Annotated in this window: 18 protein-coding genes; 9 read left to right on the top strand and 9 right to left on the bottom strand. The window is 64.6% G+C overall.

All coding sequences use genetic code 11. The features are described from left to right. Positions 1–64: 64 nt before the first annotated feature. Positions 65–826 (bottom strand): hypothetical protein, encoded by a 762-nt coding sequence (locus tag BZL41_RS24060; protein ID WP_095601594.1) that lies wholly within the window; start codon positions 824–826, stop codon positions 65–67. Positions 827–1,011: 185 nt separating this feature from the next. Here BZL41_RS24060 and sbcB point away from each other — a divergent pair, with 185 nt between their 5' ends. After that, positions 1,012–2,478 carry an exodeoxyribonuclease I gene (gene sbcB / locus BZL41_RS24055; RefSeq protein ID WP_095601593.1) on the top strand — a complete coding sequence of 489 codons (1,467 nt, stop codon included), beginning with the start codon at positions 1,012–1,014 and terminating at the stop codon, positions 2,476–2,478. A gap of 107 nt (positions 2,479–2,585) precedes the next feature. On the opposite strand, the gene mvaT is transcribed toward sbcB, so the two are convergent. After that, entirely contained in the window at positions 2,586–2,969 is a 384-nt protein-coding gene (gene mvaT, locus BZL41_RS24050; protein WP_095601592.1) for a histone-like nucleoid-structuring protein MvaT, read from the bottom strand. Between the two features lie 340 nt (positions 2,970–3,309). Here mvaT and purU point away from each other — a divergent pair, with 340 nt between their 5' ends. From purU to BZL41_RS24035, 3 genes are all read left to right on the top strand, one after another. Further along, positions 3,310–4,161: a formyltetrahydrofolate deformylase gene (gene purU, locus BZL41_RS24045; protein ID WP_095601591.1), complete on the top strand. Its 852-nt coding sequence runs from the start codon at positions 3,310–3,312 to the stop codon at positions 4,159–4,161. Positions 4,162–4,206: 45 nt separating this feature from the next. After that, positions 4,207–4,638 (top strand): CBS domain-containing protein, encoded by a 432-nt coding sequence (locus BZL41_RS24040; protein ID WP_084334571.1) that lies wholly within the window; start codon positions 4,207–4,209, stop codon positions 4,636–4,638. A 125-nt stretch (positions 4,639–4,763) separates the two neighbouring features. After that, positions 4,764–4,973, top strand: coding sequence for a hypothetical protein (locus tag BZL41_RS24035; RefSeq protein WP_095601607.1), 210 nt, complete (start codon positions 4,764–4,766; stop codon positions 4,971–4,973). Here BZL41_RS24035 and BZL41_RS24030 read toward each other — a convergent pair. From BZL41_RS24030 to BZL41_RS24015, 4 genes are all read right to left on the bottom strand, one after another. Further along, positions 4,959–5,954, bottom strand: coding sequence for a lysylphosphatidylglycerol synthase transmembrane domain-containing protein (locus BZL41_RS24030; RefSeq protein WP_095601590.1), 996 nt, complete (start codon positions 5,952–5,954; stop codon positions 4,959–4,961). The genes BZL41_RS24035 and BZL41_RS24030 overlap by 15 nt on opposite strands. Continuing rightward, on the bottom strand, positions 5,951–6,706 hold the full coding sequence (locus BZL41_RS24025; protein WP_095601589.1) for a DUF2334 domain-containing protein: 756 nt from the start codon (positions 6,704–6,706) through the stop codon (positions 5,951–5,953). Before BZL41_RS24025 ends, BZL41_RS24030 begins: the two co-directional genes overlap by 4 nt. Further along, positions 6,699–7,814 (bottom strand): glycosyltransferase family 1 protein, encoded by a 1,116-nt coding sequence (locus tag BZL41_RS24020; RefSeq protein ID WP_095601588.1) that lies wholly within the window; start codon positions 7,812–7,814, stop codon positions 6,699–6,701. Before BZL41_RS24020 ends, BZL41_RS24025 begins: the two co-directional genes overlap by 8 nt. Before the next feature lie 431 nt (positions 7,815–8,245). Further along, complete coding sequence (locus BZL41_RS24015) at positions 8,246–10,135, bottom strand: methyl-accepting chemotaxis protein (RefSeq protein WP_095601587.1); 1,890 nt, start codon at positions 10,133–10,135, stop codon at positions 8,246–8,248. Between the two features lie 211 nt (positions 10,136–10,346). Between BZL41_RS24015 and BZL41_RS24010 the strand changes: the two genes are divergently transcribed. Further along, the gene (locus BZL41_RS24010; RefSeq protein WP_095601586.1) at positions 10,347–11,846 is read left to right on the top strand and encodes a helicase HerA-like domain-containing protein; all 1,500 of its coding nucleotides are present in this window, start codon (positions 10,347–10,349) and stop codon (positions 11,844–11,846) included. A gap of 89 nt (positions 11,847–11,935) precedes the next feature. Here BZL41_RS24010 and BZL41_RS24005 read toward each other — a convergent pair whose 3' ends face one another. Further along, entirely contained in the window at positions 11,936–12,157 is a 222-nt protein-coding gene (locus BZL41_RS24005; RefSeq protein ID WP_084334555.1) for a hypothetical protein, read from the bottom strand. 206 nt (positions 12,158–12,363) lie between these two features. Continuing rightward, a complete protein-coding gene (gene norR, locus BZL41_RS24000) occupies positions 12,364–13,920 on the bottom strand; it encodes a nitric oxide reductase transcriptional regulator NorR (protein WP_095601585.1) in 1,557 nt (518 codons plus the stop codon). A 149-nt stretch (positions 13,921–14,069) separates the two neighbouring features. On the opposite strand from norR, the gene BZL41_RS23995 reads away from it, so the two are divergent. From BZL41_RS23995 to BZL41_RS23980, 4 genes are read left to right on the top strand one after another with little or no spacing between them, the layout of a single operon-like run. After that, the gene (locus BZL41_RS23995; protein ID WP_095601584.1) at positions 14,070–14,417 is read left to right on the top strand and encodes a hypothetical protein; all 348 of its coding nucleotides are present in this window, start codon (positions 14,070–14,072) and stop codon (positions 14,415–14,417) included. 16 nt (positions 14,418–14,433) lie between these two features. After that, positions 14,434–15,615 (top strand): NO-inducible flavohemoprotein, encoded by a 1,182-nt coding sequence (gene hmpA / locus BZL41_RS23990; protein ID WP_095601583.1) that lies wholly within the window; start codon positions 14,434–14,436, stop codon positions 15,613–15,615. A 49-nt stretch (positions 15,616–15,664) separates the two neighbouring features. Further along, positions 15,665–15,907, top strand: a complete 243-nt coding sequence (locus BZL41_RS23985; protein WP_095601582.1) for a hypothetical protein — start codon at positions 15,665–15,667, stop codon at positions 15,905–15,907. Continuing rightward, complete coding sequence (locus BZL41_RS23980) at positions 15,894–17,084, top strand: NnrS family protein (protein ID WP_095601581.1); 1,191 nt, start codon at positions 15,894–15,896, stop codon at positions 17,082–17,084. The genes BZL41_RS23985 and BZL41_RS23980 overlap by 14 nt, the downstream gene beginning before the upstream one ends. A gap of 62 nt (positions 17,085–17,146) precedes the next feature. On the opposite strand, the gene BZL41_RS23975 is transcribed toward BZL41_RS23980, so the two are convergent. Further along, positions 17,147–17,461 carry a c-type cytochrome gene (locus BZL41_RS23975; RefSeq protein ID WP_095601580.1) on the bottom strand — a complete coding sequence of 105 codons (315 nt, stop codon included), beginning with the start codon at positions 17,459–17,461 and terminating at the stop codon, positions 17,147–17,149. Between the last annotated feature and the right edge of the window lie 136 nt (positions 17,462–17,597).

Here is a 17,597-nt window from a genome sequence, read left to right as displayed (position 1 = left end):
ATGCTAGCTAGCAGCGGGCCGGGAAATCAACCGGGCCGCCTGGCGGCCCGGTAGGGCGGGTTCATTATTTGACTGGCAGCACACCGAAGATGGTGCGATACAGGACCCCGATGCTCACTACGAAAAGCGGAATGGTCCAGATCAGTCCGATGCCCAGTGGGATGGCGCTCAGGCTGAGGATCAAGCCGAGAAGCAGGAACAGGCCGAAACATTTGAACCAATGCTGGCTGATCGCCTTGCGGGAGGCTTCCAGCGCCTGCCAGGGCGACAGACCGCGCTCCACCACCAGCGGCAGGGCGAGCATGTAGGCGACGCTCAGGTAGATGCCCGGAATGATCAGCAGGAACATGCCGATATAGATGAGCAGCAACATGAGGAGACCTGCGACGATCAGCGGGACGGTACGGCCGAAGTGGCTGAAGATCTCGTTGAACGTCACCGGCTGGTCGGCGGCACGGCGGATGCCGACCATGTTGATACCCGCCAGGAACGGATAGGTTGCGGCAGTGGCGATAATGGTCACCACCAATTGCCCGACGATCATGGCACCCAGGCTGTCGGGGTTCATCATGCCCACGAGGCCGAAGACGAAGCCAACGACGGTCATCGCCACGAACATCACGACGTAGAAAATGATGAAGCCGCCAAGAATGATGCCCTTGGTGCCTTTGGTGCGTTGCCAGGCTTCGCTCAGCAGGTCGCCGATGCTGAAGTCGTAGCCGCGGCGCAGGGCTTCTTCGACGGTAGGTACCTGCCCGTTGGCCGGGATTTCCTGCAGGTTGCTGGAGGGGGCTGCGTAGGGATTTTGTGCGAGAGTGTCGCTCATGATGGGTCATCCGTGTTGAATATTAACGTCCAGGCACGGTCATGCTAGCCATACTGGCAGGTGGCCGGCAAGATCGAGCCTTCCGGACCTGTGCGCAACATCATGTTTTTCACCTCTATGCGTCGCAGGTTTCGCAAGAATAGCCGGTGTTAAACTGCGCGGTTCATCAGCCTAAGGACGCGACAGTGACTTCCAGCATCTTCTGGTACGACTACGAAACCACTGGCATCGACCCGCGTTGTGATCGTCCGTTGCAGGTTGCGGGTATTCGTACCGATGAAGCGCTCCATGAAATCGGCGAGCCGCTCAACCTTTACTGCCGTCTGAGTGACGATATCCTGCCGCATCCGGCGGCTTGCCTGGTGACCGGGATCACCCCCGCCCGGCTGGCGGAAAAGGGGCTCTGCGAGGCCGAGTTCATGGCCCGCATACATGCCGAGCTGGCCAGCCCCGGGACTTGTGGTGCCGGCTATAACACCCTGCGCTTCGACGACGAAGTCACCCGCTACAGTCTCTATCGCAATTTTTTCGATCCCTACGGGCGCGAATGGCAAGGCGGCAACAGCCGCTGGGACCTCATCGATCTTGTACGGACGGCCTATGCCCTGCGTCCGGAAGGTATTGCCTGGCCTGAAGAAGACGGACGGGTGACGCTCAAGCTGGAGCGCCTGACCGCAGCCAACGGCATCGAACATGGGCGAGCTCACGATGCGCTTTCCGACGTCCGTGCGACCATTGCCCTGGCGCGGCTGCTGCGGGAGCGACAGCCGAAGCTGTATGACTATCTCTATCGGCTGCGCAGCAAGCATCAGGTACTCGAGCAGGTCCGCCTGCTGCAACCGCTGGTGCATATATCCGGACGTTTTTCCATGAGTCGCCATTGCCTGGCGGTGGTGCTGCCGCTGGCCTGGCATCCGCGCAACCGCAACGCCTTGATCGTCTGCGATCTCCAGGCCGATCCTCAGCCGTTACTGGAGCTGGATGCGGAGAGCCTGCGCCAGCGGCTCTACACCCGTCGCGAAGAGTTGGCCGATGGTGAACTTCCGATACCGCTGAAGTTGCTGCATGTGAATCGCTGTCCGGTCGTTGCTCCGTTGAATGTGTTGCGCGAGCAGGATAAGGAGCGGTTGCAACTGGACATGGAGTTATGTTCGTCCCGTGGCGAAATGCTGAGGGAAAAGCAGGCGGTCTGGCGTGACAAGTTGTTATCGCTGTATGGCGCGGAAGATTTCGTTCCCTGCGAAGACCCGGAACAGCAGTTATATTCGGGGTTTCTTGCCGACCGCGATCGGCGACTCTGCGAACAAGTGCGTTGTGCCGATCCGCAAAGACTGGCCGGGGACGGGTGGCCATTCGACGATAGCCGCCTGCCCGAGTTGCTGTTCCGTTACCGTGCACGCAACTTTCCTGAAACTTTGTCGGCGGACGAGCAAGTGCGCTGGCGGAATTTCTGCTGGCAGCGTCTGAATCGCCCTGAACTAGGGGCGCCCAATACCCTGGAGAATTTTGAGACGGCATTGCTGCAGTACTGGGATAACTGCGCTCCGGCCCAGCAGCAGGTGCTGACGGAGTGGCGTGAATATGTCCAAAAACTACGCGAGCGTTATGTCACCGTTGGTTTGGGCGGCTCGGTAGGTGTGGCGGTCGAATAGTTGTGGGCTTGACTCGGAATTTCCGTATCGAGGAACGGGGCGCCATGACGCGCCCATAAAAAACGCCAGCGAAGCTGGCGTTTTTCAAGGCGGAGAGAGCGCCGATATCAGCCGAGCAGAGTGGCCCAGCTTTCCACTTCATCGGCACCCCACTTGGCTTTCCACTCTTTCAGGGTCTTGTGGTTGCCACCTTTGGTTTCGATGACTTCACCGGTGTGCGGGTTCTTGTATTGCTTGACCTTGCGGGCGCGCTTGCCGCCGGTGGTGCCTGCGGCTTTTCCTGCGCGTGCAGTCTTGCCTTGTTTGGCATCCGGATCGAGCAGGGCGATGATGTCACGCAGGGACTTCTGGTACTCACCCATCAGCTCGCGGAGTTTGCTTTCGAACTCCAGTTCTTTTTGCAGTTTGTCGTCCTGCGACAGGTTTTTCAGGCGCTCTTGGAGTTCCTTGATGGTTTCTTCTATGGAGCGGTATTCATTGATCAGCGACATGGGGTAATCCTTCATTCGGGGGGATCGACAAGGGCTAATGGCAGCAATAATAGTCACGCAGTTTGATCAAGTAAACATGTTTGAAATGTTTTGCTTGAATTCATCGTTCGAAGTTTGCCGGGGCCTGGTAAATCTCTGAATTAAAATCGCTGCCTGCGGCGCTTTTCGGAGAAGTAACTCAAGCCGGCAGGGCGACATTGCATGCCGACAATTACTGGCGATGCACGGTGCGGTCCCAGGTTGGCCAATCGGGGCGAACCGGAAGATGCGCGGGGTTACTGAAGTTTTCCGGGGCTCTGGCTAGAATGGCGCCTTTCGTGAAAGTTTCTGGAGTTTCCGCATGCGCACTTTTCGGCTGGTCATCGCCTGTCCGGACGGCGTCGGTATCGTCGCCAAGGTCAGTAACTTCCTGGCCACTTACAATGGCTGGATCACCGAGGCCAGTCATCACTCGGACAGCCAGAGCGGGTGGTTCTTCATGCGCCACGAAATCCGCGCGGACTCCCTGCCTTTCGATCTCGATGGTTTTCGCCAGGCGTTCTCGCCCATCGCCCGGGAGTTTTCCATGGAATGGCGGATCACCGATTCGGCGGTGAAGAAGCGCGTGGTGCTGATGGCCAGCCGCGAGTCCCATTGCCTGGCCGATCTGCTGCACCGCTGGCACAGCGGCGAGCTGGATTGCGAAATCCCCTGTGTCATCGCCAACCATGACGACCTGCGCAGCATGGTGGAGTGGCATGGCATTCCCTACCACTATGTCCCGGTGGTTCCGCACGACAAGGAGACGGCATTCGCCGAGGTGTCGCGCCTGGTCGGCGAATATCGCGCGGATGCAGTGGTGCTGGCCCGCTACATGCAAATCCTGCCGCCGCAACTGTGCCGCGAGTACGCCCACCGGGTGATCAATATCCACCACAGCTTCCTGCCGTCCTTCGTCGGCGCCAAGCCTTATCACCAGGCGTCCCTGCGGGGTGTGAAGCTGATCGGCGCCACCTGCCACTACGTCACCGAGGAACTGGATGCCGGCCCGATCATCGAGCAGGACGTGGTACGCGTGACCCACCGCGACAGCGTCGAGGATATGGTCCGTCTCGGCAAGGATGTGGAGAAGATGGTGCTCTCCCGTGGGCTACGCTATCACTTGGAAGACCGGGTTCTGGTGCACGACAACAAGACGGTGGTTTTCGACTGAACTTGCTGGCGTGCGCCGGTCGGCGTACGACAGAGGAGTTCGTCCATGCTCAAGTCAATCAAGGTCCGGGACTACATGACCCGTCACCTGGTGACATTCCGTTCCGATACGGACTTGTTCACTGCCATCAACCGTCTGCTGGAGCACCGTATTTCCGGCGCGCCGGTGGTCGACTCCCAGGGGCACCTGATCGGCCTGTTGTCGGAGGGCGATTGCCTGCGCGGCATCCTCTCCGGCGCTTATTACGAGTCCGTGGGCGGCACGGTCACGGTCAGCGGCTATATGACCACCGAGGTGGAGACCATCTCTCCCGAGGCGGACATCATCGAAGTGTCCGAGCGCTTCCTGCGCGGTCGCCGGCGCCGCTTCCCGGTGGTGGAGGACGGCCGGCTGGTCGGACAGATCAGCCGGCACGACGTGCTCCGCGCGGTGAAGGAATTCGCCCAGCATGACCAGGGCGAACAGATTGCCAGTTGAGGCGCCCCGCCTGAACTCAGTGATCTGATTGTAGGTAGCTTTCGCCTATCGCTTGGCGTGCGGATTATCGGATGATCGGGGAGGCTCGTAAGCACTGTGAGCATCGCTGCTTGGAGATCAATGCCATGAAAGATCCACTGGATCGTGCCACCTCGCATCCGCCGCCAACCTTGGGCGAAGGCTGTGTCCGCCGCTACGACCCGGAAGCGCTACGCGACGAGGACGGCACCGAGTTCCCCGGTGCCGAGGCGCTGTGGCGCTCCCTCCATCCTGACGAGCAACCTGCCCAGCCAGACGGGAAAACGGACGGCGACCCGCCTTCAACCGCTGCGTAGGCGCATCAGGCGGCGCAGGAAGGGGCGTCCGGCGAGCAACAGGAACGCCGGGCCGCCGGCCAGCAGGTAGAAGTAGTAGGTGATCGCCCGCCAGATCAGGATCGCCGCGGCGGCGGTGGACTTACCCACCAGCGGGGCGAGCAGGGCGGCCGAGGTCAGCTCCGTCCCGCCCACACCACCGGGCAGCAGACTTAATTGTCCGGCACTGAGTGCAAGCATCTGGATCAGGAAGGTCCAGGCCCACTGGATATCGGCGCCCAGCCCGTAGAGCGCCAGGTACAGCACGCTGAAGCGCAGCCCCCAATGCGCGGAGGTGAGCAGGAAGATCAGCGCCAGCCGTCGGCGCGGCAGGTTGAGGCTGTCGCGCAGGGCATCGCGGAAGTGCAGCAGCTTGCGCGCCAGGTGAGTGCGCCGCGCCCGGCGCACTTTCAAGCATGCCAGCAGGTGGCCGCTCCCGCGAATCAGGGCGCGGTGATAGCGGGCCAGCGCGATGATCGCGGCGAAGCCGGCCAGCAACAGTACGGCGCTGAGGCCGAGCATGTTCTCCAGATTGGGCGTCAGCCGGTGAAACAGGCCGTACAGCAGGATGCCGACGAAGGCGCAGAAAAAGAACAGCAGGTCGTTCAACTGGTCGATGGCGAACAGCGCGCTGCTGCGTGCCGGGCGGATGCCGTTGCGCGCCAGCAGCGCCATCAGGGTCAGAGGTCCGCCGGTTCCGCCGGGCGTGGCACAGATGGCGAATTCGGTGGCCATGACCACGCCGATGCTCTTTATCCGACCCAGTTGCCGGGCGCGTTCGGCCAGCAGCAGGCGTAGACGAAGGGCGTTGAGCAGCCAGCAGAGCAGGATCATCCCGAGCATGGCCAGCAACAGTTGCGAGGGGAAACTGGCCAGCCGCTGCCACATGTCGCTGCCCCCCAGCAGAAACGGGATCAGCAAGGCGATCAGCAGGCAGGGCAGCAGCCAGAGCAGGCGTTTCATGGGGTCGTCAACCAGCGTCGCGCCAGCCAGACCGATTTGGTCAGTGGTTCGCGTCCGCTCTCCAGCAGGCGTTCCAGGGCGTCCAGCCAGTACTGCCGCGACAGCCCGTGGCGCATGTCCACCGGATGCAGGCCGAGGCGCAGTGTTTCGGCCTGTTGCAACAGGTGCTCGCGGCTCCGGCTGACGGCCCAGGATAACCGGCGCCGCCAGGCGCTGCGGGCACTCCAGACCAGGCCAGGGGCTTCGATCGGGGTGAAGTCCGGCAACCGGTAGAGGTGGTTGGGCGTGCTCGTGTAGCTGAATCCCAGCTCACGGAGTGCCTGGCGGGTGCCCTGGCTCATCAGCCAGGCCGGCGCAACGAAGCCTCGCAACGGCCAGTCGAAGCGCTGGAACAGCTCGACGCCTGCCTCCAGGCGGGCACGGGCCTGGGTGTGGTCCAGTGCGTAGAACTCGCCCTCCCAAGTGTACAGGCGGCGCATGACGTACTCCCGCGGCGTGCGCGGAGGCGGCCCGTCGTCGCAGTGGAAATAGCCGTGCAGCACCAGTTCGTCTCCGCGAGCCAGGCGTTCGTCCAGCAAGCGGCGAAAGCCGTCGTCCCGCTCCAGCGGGTTGCGCCGATGGAAGTTCGGCACCACCAGCCACGTGATGGGGACTTGGCCCAGCCGGTCCACCGCCTCGACGAAGCCGCGGTAGTCCGGCCAGGTTTCCGGTGCGACATCGTGCAGGACCAATTGCAGGCTGCGATCAGGCATGGCGTGCGATCCGCTCGGGGGTAACGCCGAGCACCGCCTGGTAATGCCCGAGCAGGCCCTGCACCACGGTATCCCAGCCGTGCTGGCGCTCGACATGCTGGCGAGCCTGGCGGCCGAGCTGTTCCACGTCCCGTTCGAACAGTGCCCGTACGGCGTTGGCCATCGCCGCGCCGTCGTTGGGCTTGCACAGCTCGCCGCAGCTTTCCGGGACGATTTCCGCCAGCGCCCCGGCGCGCACCGCGACCACCGGAATGCCGCTGGCCATGGCTTCGAGGACCACCAGGCCGAAGGTTTCCTGGTCGCCGGCATGGAGCAGGGCATCGCTGCTCGCCATCAGCCGCGAGACTTCGTCGGCGTTGCAGAAGTGGTCGATCACCGAGACGTTACGCGGCACGCGTGCCGGCATATGCGAGCCGACCAGCAGCAGGTGGTACGGCTCGCCCAGGCGGCGGGCACAATCGAGCAGCACCGGCAGGTTCTTTTCCCGAGAACCGCGGCCGGCGAAGATCAGCAGGCGGCTGTCTTCCGCAAGACCCAGTTCGCGCTTCAGTTGCGGATCGCGGCGGCTCGGCTGGAAGGTCTCCAGGTCCACGCCCAGGGGTTGGACATGGACGTCCCGAACACCGAGGCGAAGCAGTTTCTCCGCCATGACCCGGCTGGGGGCGAGCACCCGGTCGAAATGGCCGTACAGCTTGCCGACGTAGGCATCCACATTGTTACCGAACCAGACGCCCATGCGGTTGCTCACCAGAAGCGGCAGGTCCGAGTGGTAGAAGCCGATCACCGGGACGTCCAGATGGCGGCGCGCATCCAGGGCGGCCCAGGCGGTGAGGTAGGGGTCGCCCACCTCGATGAGGTCCGGCCGCAGAGTGCGCAATACCTTGCGCCAAGGGCCGCGGCGGATCGGAAAGCGATAACCGTGGCCGAAGGGCAGGGCCGGGGCCGGCACTTCATGGATACCGCCATGCTGGCAGTACCGTGCGCCGGGGATCAGCACACTATGGCGGACATTCGGGTAGCGCCACAGGCGGCGGTGTTTGGCATCCAGATAAGTGCGCACCCCTCCGCTGGCCGGGGCGTAGAACATGGTCATATCAGCGATGTGCACTTTCGAAGCTTCCTCTGACTGAGCGTGTCTGCCAGGGGCCTGTACGGCAGGTTCGTCGACCGGAGTCGGCGGCGAGAGGCCGAAGCGAGGTGCTGTGGCGGACAAGGTCCGCTCCGCGATGCTCCACCGGGCCCGATGCCGCAACGACGGGGCCGAACCAGCCAAACAGGCCGCTAGCCAAGAAGTGGACCGCTGACGGGTGCGTATGTTCGTTCCGCTGGCTATCGGAAGGCCTTGAGGATGGGCTTTTTCCGAGGGGCGACTCCTCGATCCGCCTGAAAGAAAGCGTAGTGCAGGTGCTGAGATGGAGAGGGTCGCGGGCGGTATGCAGGCGCCTCGCAGCTGGGGGCTGCCTAGTCGAAGGGAGGGGCTGAGCGGGGGAGCAGCCGGGAGCGCCTCGCTCCGTAGAGACGAGGCGCACCATCGTCGGGTCAGATGCGGAAGCTGTCCACCAGATGCTTCAGGCGGGTGGCCTGCTGTTCCAGATCGCCACAGGCACGCAGGGTGGCCTGGAGGTTTTCCACGCCTTCCTGGTTCAGCGTGTTGATCTCGGTGATGTCCATGTTCAGCGAGTCGATCACCGCGGTTTGCTCTTCGGTGGCGGTGGCCACCGACTGGTTCATGCCGTCGATCTCGCCGATACGCTGGGTCACGCTGCCCAGGCGCTCGCCGGCCTGGTTGGCGATCTGCACGCTCTCTTCGCTGTAGTGCTGGCTCTCGGTCATGGTGGAAACCGATTCGCGGGCGCCGACCTGCAGCTCCTCGATCATCTTCTGGATTTCCTGGGCCGATTCCTGGGTGCGGTGCGCCAGGTTGCGTACTTCGTCGGCCACTACCGCGAAACCACGGCCGGCTTCCCCGGCGCGCGCCGCCTCGATGGCCGCGTTGAGCGCCAGCAGGTTGGTCTGCTCGGAGATGCCCTTGATGACCTCGAGGATCTGGCCGATGTTCACGGTCTTGCTGTTCAGCGCCTCGATGTTGGCGCAGGACGCACTGATCTTGGCCGACAGTTCGTTCATCGCCTTGATGGTCTTTTCCACCACCTGACGGCCGTCCTCGGCCTGGTGGCGGGCGTCGGATGCCTGGTGCGAGGCGTCCGCGGCATTGCGCGCGATCTCCTGGGCGGCTGCGCCCAGCTCGTTGATCGCCGCGGCGACGCTGTTGGTACGGTTGGCCTGCTCATCGGAGTTGGCCATCGACGAGTTGGAAGCGTTCACCACCAGCTTGGCCACTTGGTTGAGTTGGCCGGTGGCGGCCGCGACTTCGCGGATGGATGCGTGGATACGCTCGACGAAGCGGTTGAATGCGGTGGCCAGTTCGCCGAACTCATCCTGCGACTGGATGGCCAGGCGCTTGGTCAGGTCGCCCTCGCCCTGGGCGATGTCCTGCATGGCGCGACCCATGGCGTGCAGCGGCTGCATCAGCACGCGGATCAGCATGCCGAGCAGGGCGATGATGATGATCACCGCGATCACCGTGGCGATGATCGCCGAGGCGCGGAATTCGCTGAGCATGGAGTAGGCCTTGGCCTTGTCCACGGACAGGCCGATGTACCAGCGCACCGACGGCAGGCCTTCGACCGGGGTGAAGGTGAGGATGCGTGTCTCGCCGTTCAGCTCGACTTCGCTGAAGTCGGTGCTGATGCGCGGCGTGTTCTGCGGGAACAGGTCGCGCAGCGACTTCATCACCATGGCCTTGTCCGGGTGCACCAGTACCTTGCCGTCGGCGCTGACCAGGAAGGCATAGCCGATGCCGTCGAAGTCCAGGGAGTTGATGATTTTTACCAGGGTTTCCAGGCTGAGGTCGCCGCCGACCACGCCGACCGAGTTGCTGCCCTGTCGTGCTGGCGTGGCGATGGTGATGATCAGCTTGCCGGATGCGGCGTCCACGTAGGGCTCGGTGAGGGTCGAGCCGCCGGCGGCCACCGCGTCCTTGTACCAGGGGCGGGTACGCGGGTCATAGCCTTCCGGCATCTGGTCATCCGGACGCATGGTGAAGCTGCCGTCTTCGGTGCCGAGGTAGGTGTAGTTGAAGGTGGAGGTCAGCGACTTGCGCTCCAGCAGGCCGATGACCTTGTCCGGCTCGCTGTCGCCAGCAATCGCCTCGGCGGTGCTTTCCACCAGGAGGATGCGCCCGGACAGCCAGTTCTGGATGTTGCTGGCGGTCACTTCGCCCATCTCGTGGAGGTAGCCCTCGAGGTCTTCGCGGATAGCGTTGCGCTGGAGGTAGTCGTTGTACAGCGTGAACAGCGTGAAGGCAGCGATGACCACCAGGGAGGCGGCGAGCAGGATCTTGTGGCTGAACTTCAGGTTATTGGTCATTCTTTGTGTGTCCGGTAGGAAGTTGGCACCCGTCTTTCGAACTCGTTCTCTATTTGCGCATGGCTAGCTGATCGCATGGAAAAGCTAGTGGGGTGCGGAAGTTTGAATGGCTTCGCTGTGACATCCTTGCCGCTGACGGCCAGATGGGGTTGGCGTCATGACCGCTTTATCGGCCGACCCGTCAGAAAGCTTTAATGGAAAGGAGGGCACGATGCCCATGCTTGACAGGCTCCTGCTCGGAGCCGACCCGGCCGGCCAGCCCATTGGCCAGGCCTTGAAACTGGCCAACCGCCACGGCCTGATCGCCGGCGCCACCGGTACCGGCAAGACGGTGACCCTGCAACGGCTCGCGGAGGCGTTCAGCGATGCCGGGGTGGCGGTGTTCGCTGCCGACATCAAGGGCGATCTCTGTGGCCTCGGTGCCGCCGGAGCCCCTCAAGGCAAGGTGGCCGAACGCATCGCCGGTATGCCCTGGTTGAACCATCAGTCGCGGGCCTACCCGGTGACGCTGTGGGATGTTCACGGGCAGAGCGGCCATCCGTTGCGCACCACCCTGAGCGAGATGGGGCCGTTGTTGCTGGGCAATCTGCTCGGCCTCACCGACAGCCAGCAGGCGGCGCTTTATGCGACCTTTCAAGTGGCCGATCGCGAAGGCCTGTTGCTGCTCGATCTGAAAGACTTGAAAGCGCTGCTCAATCACCTGAAGGACGACGCCAGCCTGCTCGGCGACGACAGCGCCCTGTTCACCTCGGCCTCGGCCCAGGCGTTGTTACGCCGGCTGGCGACCCTGGAGCAGCAGGGCGCCGAGGCCCTGTTCGGCGAGCCGGCCCTGCAACTGGAGGACATCCTCCAGCCGACGGCGGAAGGCCGGGGCCGTATCCATCTGCTCGATGCCAGCCGCCTCGTGCACGAGGCGCCGAAGGTCTACGCCACCTTCCTGCTCTGGCTGCTGGCCGAACTGTTCGAGCAACTGCCGGAGCGCGGCGATGCGGATAAACCGCTGCTGGCGCTGTTCTTCGACGAGGCCCACCTGCTCTTCGCCGACACGCCGAAAGCGTTGCAGGATCGTCTGGAACAGGTGGTGCGCCTGGTTCGCTCGAAGGGCGTCGGCGTCTATTTCGTCACCCAGTCGCCCGCCGACCTGCCGGACCCGATCCTCGCTCAGCTCGGCCTGCGCATCCAGCACGGCTTGCGCGCCTTCACCGCCAGGGAGCAAAAATCCCTGCGCGCGGTGGCCGAAGGTTTCCGGCCGAATCCGGCGTTCGATGCCTTGAGCGTGCTCACCGAGCTGGGCATCGGCGAGGCGCTGGTCGGGACCCTGGAAGAGAAGGGCACGCCGGCCATGGTCCAGCGGGTCGCCATCGCGCCGCCGCAATCGCGGATCGGCCCGTTGAACGAGGCCGAGCGCGCGGCGCTCATTCGCCAGTCGCCTCTGGGTGGGCGCTACGACAAGCCGGTGGATCGCGAATCGGCCTATGAAATGCTCACCGCCCGCGCGGCGAAGGCGAGCGAAGCCTCGGCGGCTCCGGCGCCGAAGCCTTCGGCTGGCACGGGAGCGGGCGGTGGCGGTTTCGGCGAAATGGCCGGCGACCTGATTGGCAGCCTTGCCGGTCAGGTGATGAAAACGGCCTTGCGCCAGGCGGCCAATCAATTGGGGCGGCAATTGGCGCGAGGGCTGATGGGCTCTCTACTGGGCGGCAAGCGGCGTTGACCCGGCGGGGCCACGCTGGGCGGCGAGTCGCTGAGCGCCTGGCGTAGAGCCTTTTCTGAGACCGGCGGCTGCGGGCTGTGCGGCCGCTCTCAGTCCGGATTGTCGGTCGCGGAGGCTTCTTTCTTGGCTTTTTCTTTCTCGATGCGCTCCAGTTCTTTCTGAAAGGCCTGGTCGAGAAGGTTGGATCGCTTGCGCCATGGCTTGCGCTCGGGGTCCGGTTGAGCGGCGTAGGTGGTGACTTCTCCGCCGTAAATATCCTTATAACGCTTCGCCTGACGCTCCAGTTCGGCGCGCAGTTCGTCTTTCGTCACTGTGTTTCCTTTGCTATGGCAGGTTGGCGACAACGCGAAAAAGGTGGGTTTTCGCTGCTACGGTCGCCTATGGTGGCTGCGAGAAACAGCCGTTTTCCTGAGGCAACGTTCCGCGTTTCAAGTTCCCGGAACGTACGGTTGGCGATTATAGCGAAGCGGCTTCGTCCGTCCAGCCGCAAACCCCGGCGTGCGGGGCTGTCGGGTTTTCAGGTGGCGCTTTTGAGACCGAGACGACGTGCCAGGCGATGCAGGTTGGCGCGGTCCAGGCCGAGGTCGCGGGCGGTGGCGGCCCAGTTGTCCTGGTTGCGTTGCAAGGCGGCGGCGATCAGTTGGCGCTGATAGTCGTCCAGGGCCTGGCGCAGCTCGACGGCCGGGCCGGGAACGGCAACGACATCTGCCTGCTCGCCGGGGGAGCGGCGCGGCTGCAGGTCCAAATCGGCGGCGCCGATGCTGAGGATACGTGGCCGCTCGCCGCTGGCGGCCAGGGCCTTGAGAGCGGCGCGGCCGATCAGGTGTTCCAGCTCGCGCACGTTGCCCGGCCAGTCGTAGGCCAGCAGCGCGGCCTGGGCGTCCGCCGCCAGGCGCAGGCTGCGCACCCGCAGGCGCGGGCGGTTCTGTTCGAGGAAATAGCCGGCCAACAGCAGGATGTCGCGGCCGCGTTCGCGCAGCGGCGGGACCTGCAACGGGTACACGCTGAGCCGGTGATAGAGGTCGGCGCGGAAACGCCCGGCGCGCACCTCTTCGGCGAGGTCGCGGTTGGTCGCGGCCAGAACCCGGACATCCACCCGATGTTCGCGATCGGAGCCGACCCGTTGCAACTGCCCGCTCTGCAACACCCGTAGCAGCTTGGCCTGGACGCTCAGCGGCAGCTCGCCGACCTCGTCGAGGAACAGGCTGCCGCCGTCCGCCAGTTCGAATTTGCCGCTGCGATCGCCCACCGCGCCGGAGAAGGAGCCGCGTACGTGGCCGAACAGTTCGCTCTCCACCAGGGTTTCCGGCAGGGCCGCGCAATTCAGGCTGATGAGAGGGCGGTTGGAGCGGCTGGAGCGGTCATGGATGGCCTGGGCCACCAGTTCCTTGCCGACGCCGGTCTCGCCGCTGATCAGCACGGTCAGGTCGCTGCCCGCCACCAGTTCGATTTCTTCCAGCAGCCGCCGATGCGCCGGGCTCTGGCCGATGAGTTCGCGGCTCTGTGCCTGGCTGGCGGCCTGGCGGTAGGTCTCCGCGAGCTGGTGCTCGTTCTCCGCCCGCAGCGCCAGGCTGCTCAGGCGTTCGGTGGCCTTCACTGTGGCGGCGGCGAGGCGGGCGAAGGTTTCCAGGTTGTCCAGGTCGATCCGGCCGAAGCGCGCCGGGTCGAGGGCGTCCAGGGTGAGCAGGCCCCAGGGACGATCGTCGATGAACAGCGGGCAACCCATGCAGTCATGGACTTCGAGATGGCCACGATGACCTTCGACCAGGCCGTCATAGGGATCGGGCAATCCGGCGTCGGCGGCGAAGCGGGTCGGCCCATTGCGCGCCAGCAGGGCAGTGAAACGCGGGTGCTCGGCCAGTTTGAAGCGACGTCCGAGGGTGTCGGTGCTCAGGCCGTCCACCGCCAGCGGGACCAGTTGGTCGTCCTCCAGGCGCAGCAACGCTGCCGCGTCGCACGGCATCAGTTCACGCAGGGATTGCAGCAGGCGGCGATAGCGCTCGCCGTCGGGGAGATCGCGGGTCAGGTCGTCGACCAGGGGGAGCAGGGCGCTGAGCAAGGGGTTCGTGGTCATTCTGACTCTCTGTTGTCGTTAGGACAGCGATATTTCGTTGTCATAACGACCTCTATTTTTATCAACTTATTGATTTATAAGAGATTAATTTTTGGCATGAAAACTGGAATATAGAGGGAGAGAAACCTAGCACGTCAGAGGAGTCAAGTATGAAGTTTTCCCTCAGGTTCATCGTCGCGGCCAGCCTGCTGGCCAGTGCATCCGTCCAGGCCGACGAAGTGGTGGCCGTCCAGCGCGACAACACGGCTGGCGCCGTATACGGCGGCCTCAGTGGGCTGCTGGTCGGCGGCGCGGCCGGCGGTCCGATCGGCGCCCTGGTGGGTGGCGGTCTCGGGTTGTTCGCCGGGCGCACCGTCCAGGATGCCAGCGGCCTGAGCCAGACCGGTTACCGGGTGAAGACCGCGACCGGGGAAGTCGACGTGCGTTCTCCCAACGCCGAGTTCTCCGTAGGCCAGCAGGTCCGTCGCGAGAACGGGCGTCTCCACCCCTCCCAATAAATCGACGGAGCCCATGATGCTATCCGCTCAACACCGTGCCCTTGTGAAAGCCACCGTTCCCCTGCTGGAAACCGGCGGCGAAGCCCTGACCCAGCATTTCTACCGGATCATGCTCGGCGAGCACCCGGAAGTGCGCCCGCTGTTCAACCAGGCGCACCAGGCCAGCGGCGACCAGCCGCGGGCACTGGCCAACGGTGTGCTGATGTACGCGCGCCATATCGACCGGCTCGAAGCCCTCGGCCCGCTGGTCGGACAGATCGTGCAGAAGCATGTGTCGCTGCAGGTGCTGCCCGAGCAGTACCCCATCGTCGGCGCCTGCCTGCTGCGGGCGATTCGCGAGGTGCTCGGCGAAGAGGTCGCCACCGACGAAGTGCTCGCTGCCTGGGCGGCCGCCTACCAGCAACTGGCCGACCTGCTGATCGGGGCGGAAGAGGAAGTCTACGCCGCCAGCGCCAGCCAACCTGGCGGCTGGCGCGGGACGCGGTCGTTCGAAGTGGTGCGGCGGGTGCGTGAGAGCGATGAGATCGTTTCCTTCCATCTGCGCCCGGCCGATGGCGGTGCCCTGGCGGATTTCCTGCCGGGCCAGTACATCGGCCTGCGCCTGGTCATCGACGGCGAGGAAGTGCGCCGCAACTACTCGCTATCCGCCGCACCGAACGGCCGCGACTACCGCATCAGCGTCAAACGCGAGGCGGGCGGCAAGGTGTCCGGTCATCTGCACGAACAGGTGAAGGAAGGCGACTGCCTGGAGCTGTTCCCGCCGGCGGGCGAGTTCGTCCTGCGTCCGTCGCGCAAGCCGCTGGCGCTGATCACCGCCGGGGTCGGCATCACCCCGGCGTTGAGCATGCTGGAGGCGGTGCTGCCGAGCGGCCGGCCGGTGCATTTCATCCACTGCGCCCGGCATGCCGGTGTGCATGCCTTTCGCGACTGGCTCGACGGGCAGGCGGCAAAACATCCGCAACTCAGACACTACGTCTGCTACAGCGAGCCGCGCCCTGACGAACGGGCGGATGCCGTCGGCCTGCTGAGCCGCGAGCGTCTGGCCGACTGGCTGCCGGCGGAGCGCGACCTCGACGCCTACTTCCTCGGGCCCAAGCCGTTCATGGCCCTGGTGAAGCGGCATCTGCGCGAGCTGGGCGTGCCGGAGGGGCAATGCCATTACGAGTTCTTCGGGCCGGCCTCGGCACTGGATAACTGATTCCGATCAAGGCGGCACAGCCTGCCGCCCGGTAGAAAGGAGACAACGCATGGTTTCGTGGTTCGAATGTCCGTGGCGTCTTCGGCGGCTGGCCGACTCCCTCCTGCTGGGCGGTCTGCTGCTGTTGCTGGTGGGGTTGGCCGGTGCCTATCTGTTCGAGGCCCGGCTGGCGCTCGGTATGCTGGTCGGCGCGCATGCGCTGACGGTGCTGGGCCCGGCCCTGCTAAAGATCGGTTATGTGATGCGTCTGCTGGCTCAGCAGAAGAAGGAGAGTCGTTGTGCTCATTGTTGATCGCCGCCGGGCGATGGCGATTCCGCCTGTGTTTCGCCTGGGGTTCCGGCCGTTCTTTCTCGGCGGTGCGGCCTACGCGCTGATCGCCGTACCGCTCTGGCTGCTGGCCCTGGGTGGCCTGTTGCCCGGCTGGCAGCCAGCGGGTGGCTGGCTGGCGTGGCACCGTCACGAAATGCTGTTCGGTTTCGGCGTGGCCATCGTCGCCGGCTTCCTGCTCACGGCGGTGCAGACCTGGACCGGTCGGCCCGGCCTGTCCGGCCGGCCGCTGGGGCTGCTTGCCGGACTCTGGCTGGCAGGCCGCCTGGCCTGGCTGAGCGGTGCGCCGGTGCCGGCGGTGATCCTGCTGGATGCGTTGTTCCTGCCGGCGGTGGCGGTGGTCATGGCGCGCATGCTCTGGGCGGTGCGGCAGAAGCGTAACTACCCCATCGTGCTGGTGCTCGGCCTGATGGCGGCGGCCAACCTGCTCAGTCTCGCCGGGCTAGGCCTGGGCGATGACGGTTTGCAACGGCGTGGCGTCCTCGCTGGACTCTGGTTGATCGCGGCCTTGATGGGCATGATCGGCGGCCGGGTGATCCCGTTCTTCACCCAGCGTGGCCTCGGCCGGGTGGAGATGGTGCAGCCGATCCTCTGGCTCGACTTGTCGCTGCTGGCCGGCGGCATCCTGGTGGCGCTGCTCACCGCGGCCGGGCCGCTGCTGCAACCGGGGCCGCTGGGTGCGGTGCTGTTCCTGGCCCTCGGCGCCGGTCACCTCTGGCGGCTGTTGCGCTGGCACGACAAGGCCTACTGGCGCGTGCCGTTGCTCTGGTCTCTGCACGTGGCTTATGCCTGGCTGGTGCTGGCGCTGTTCGGCATGGCGGCCTGGCATACCGGCCTGCTGGGCAATGCCAGCCAGGCCCTGCATGCGCTCACTGTGGGCGCCATGGCCGGGTTGATCCTGGCGATGCTCGCCCGTGTCACCCTCGGTCATACCGGTCGTGCGCTGGAGCTGCCGAGTGGCGTCGCCACGGCGTTCGCCCTGCTGCACGTCGGGACCCTTTCGCGGGTGGTGCTGGTGAGTGTCTGGCCGCTGCCGGCACTATGGCTGGCGGGGATCTGCTGGGCGCTGGCGTTCGCGATCTATCTGTGGCGCTACGCGCCGATGCTGTGCCAGACGCGGGTGGATGGGCATCCGGGTTGATCGTTCGATTCGACCCGTAGCAAGAGAAATGGGTGGTCCGGTATGCCGGACCACCCGTTTTTTCATTTGAGGGTCAGTACCCAGTTGGCCAGGACCGAGGCTTCTTCTTCGGTCACTGCGTTTGGCGGCATCGGGATGGGGCCCCAGTTGCCCTGGGTGCCGTTCTTGATGTGTTGGGCCAGGGTGGCCGCTGCGTCGGCCTGGCCGGCGTACTTCGCCGCGACTTCCTTGAGTCCCGGACCGACCAGTTTGCTGTCGATGGTATGGCAGCCTACGCAGGGCTTGCTCTTGAACAGGGCTTCGCCATCGGCGGCGAGCAGGGACTGGGCGGGCAGCAGCAACGCGCCGGCCAGCAGCGGCAGGGCAAATCTCTTCATAAGGTGTCCTCAGGTTGGGCGCGGCGTTCGCGCCTGCGTTATGCGTGGTGTCGTCGGCGCGGCGTCAGCCGCCCCGCGTCGTGGCGATGCTAGGCCGGGTACGTGAAGGGGCTCTTGATCGAGGTCAAGAATGCTG

Source organism: Pseudomonas sp. PIC25 (assembly GCF_002286785.1).
Taxonomy (GTDB): domain Bacteria; phylum Pseudomonadota; class Gammaproteobacteria; order Pseudomonadales; family Pseudomonadaceae; genus Pseudomonas_M.
The sequence above is the reverse complement of the archived record's forward strand: the minus strand, read 5'-3'. Positions and strand labels throughout refer to the sequence as shown.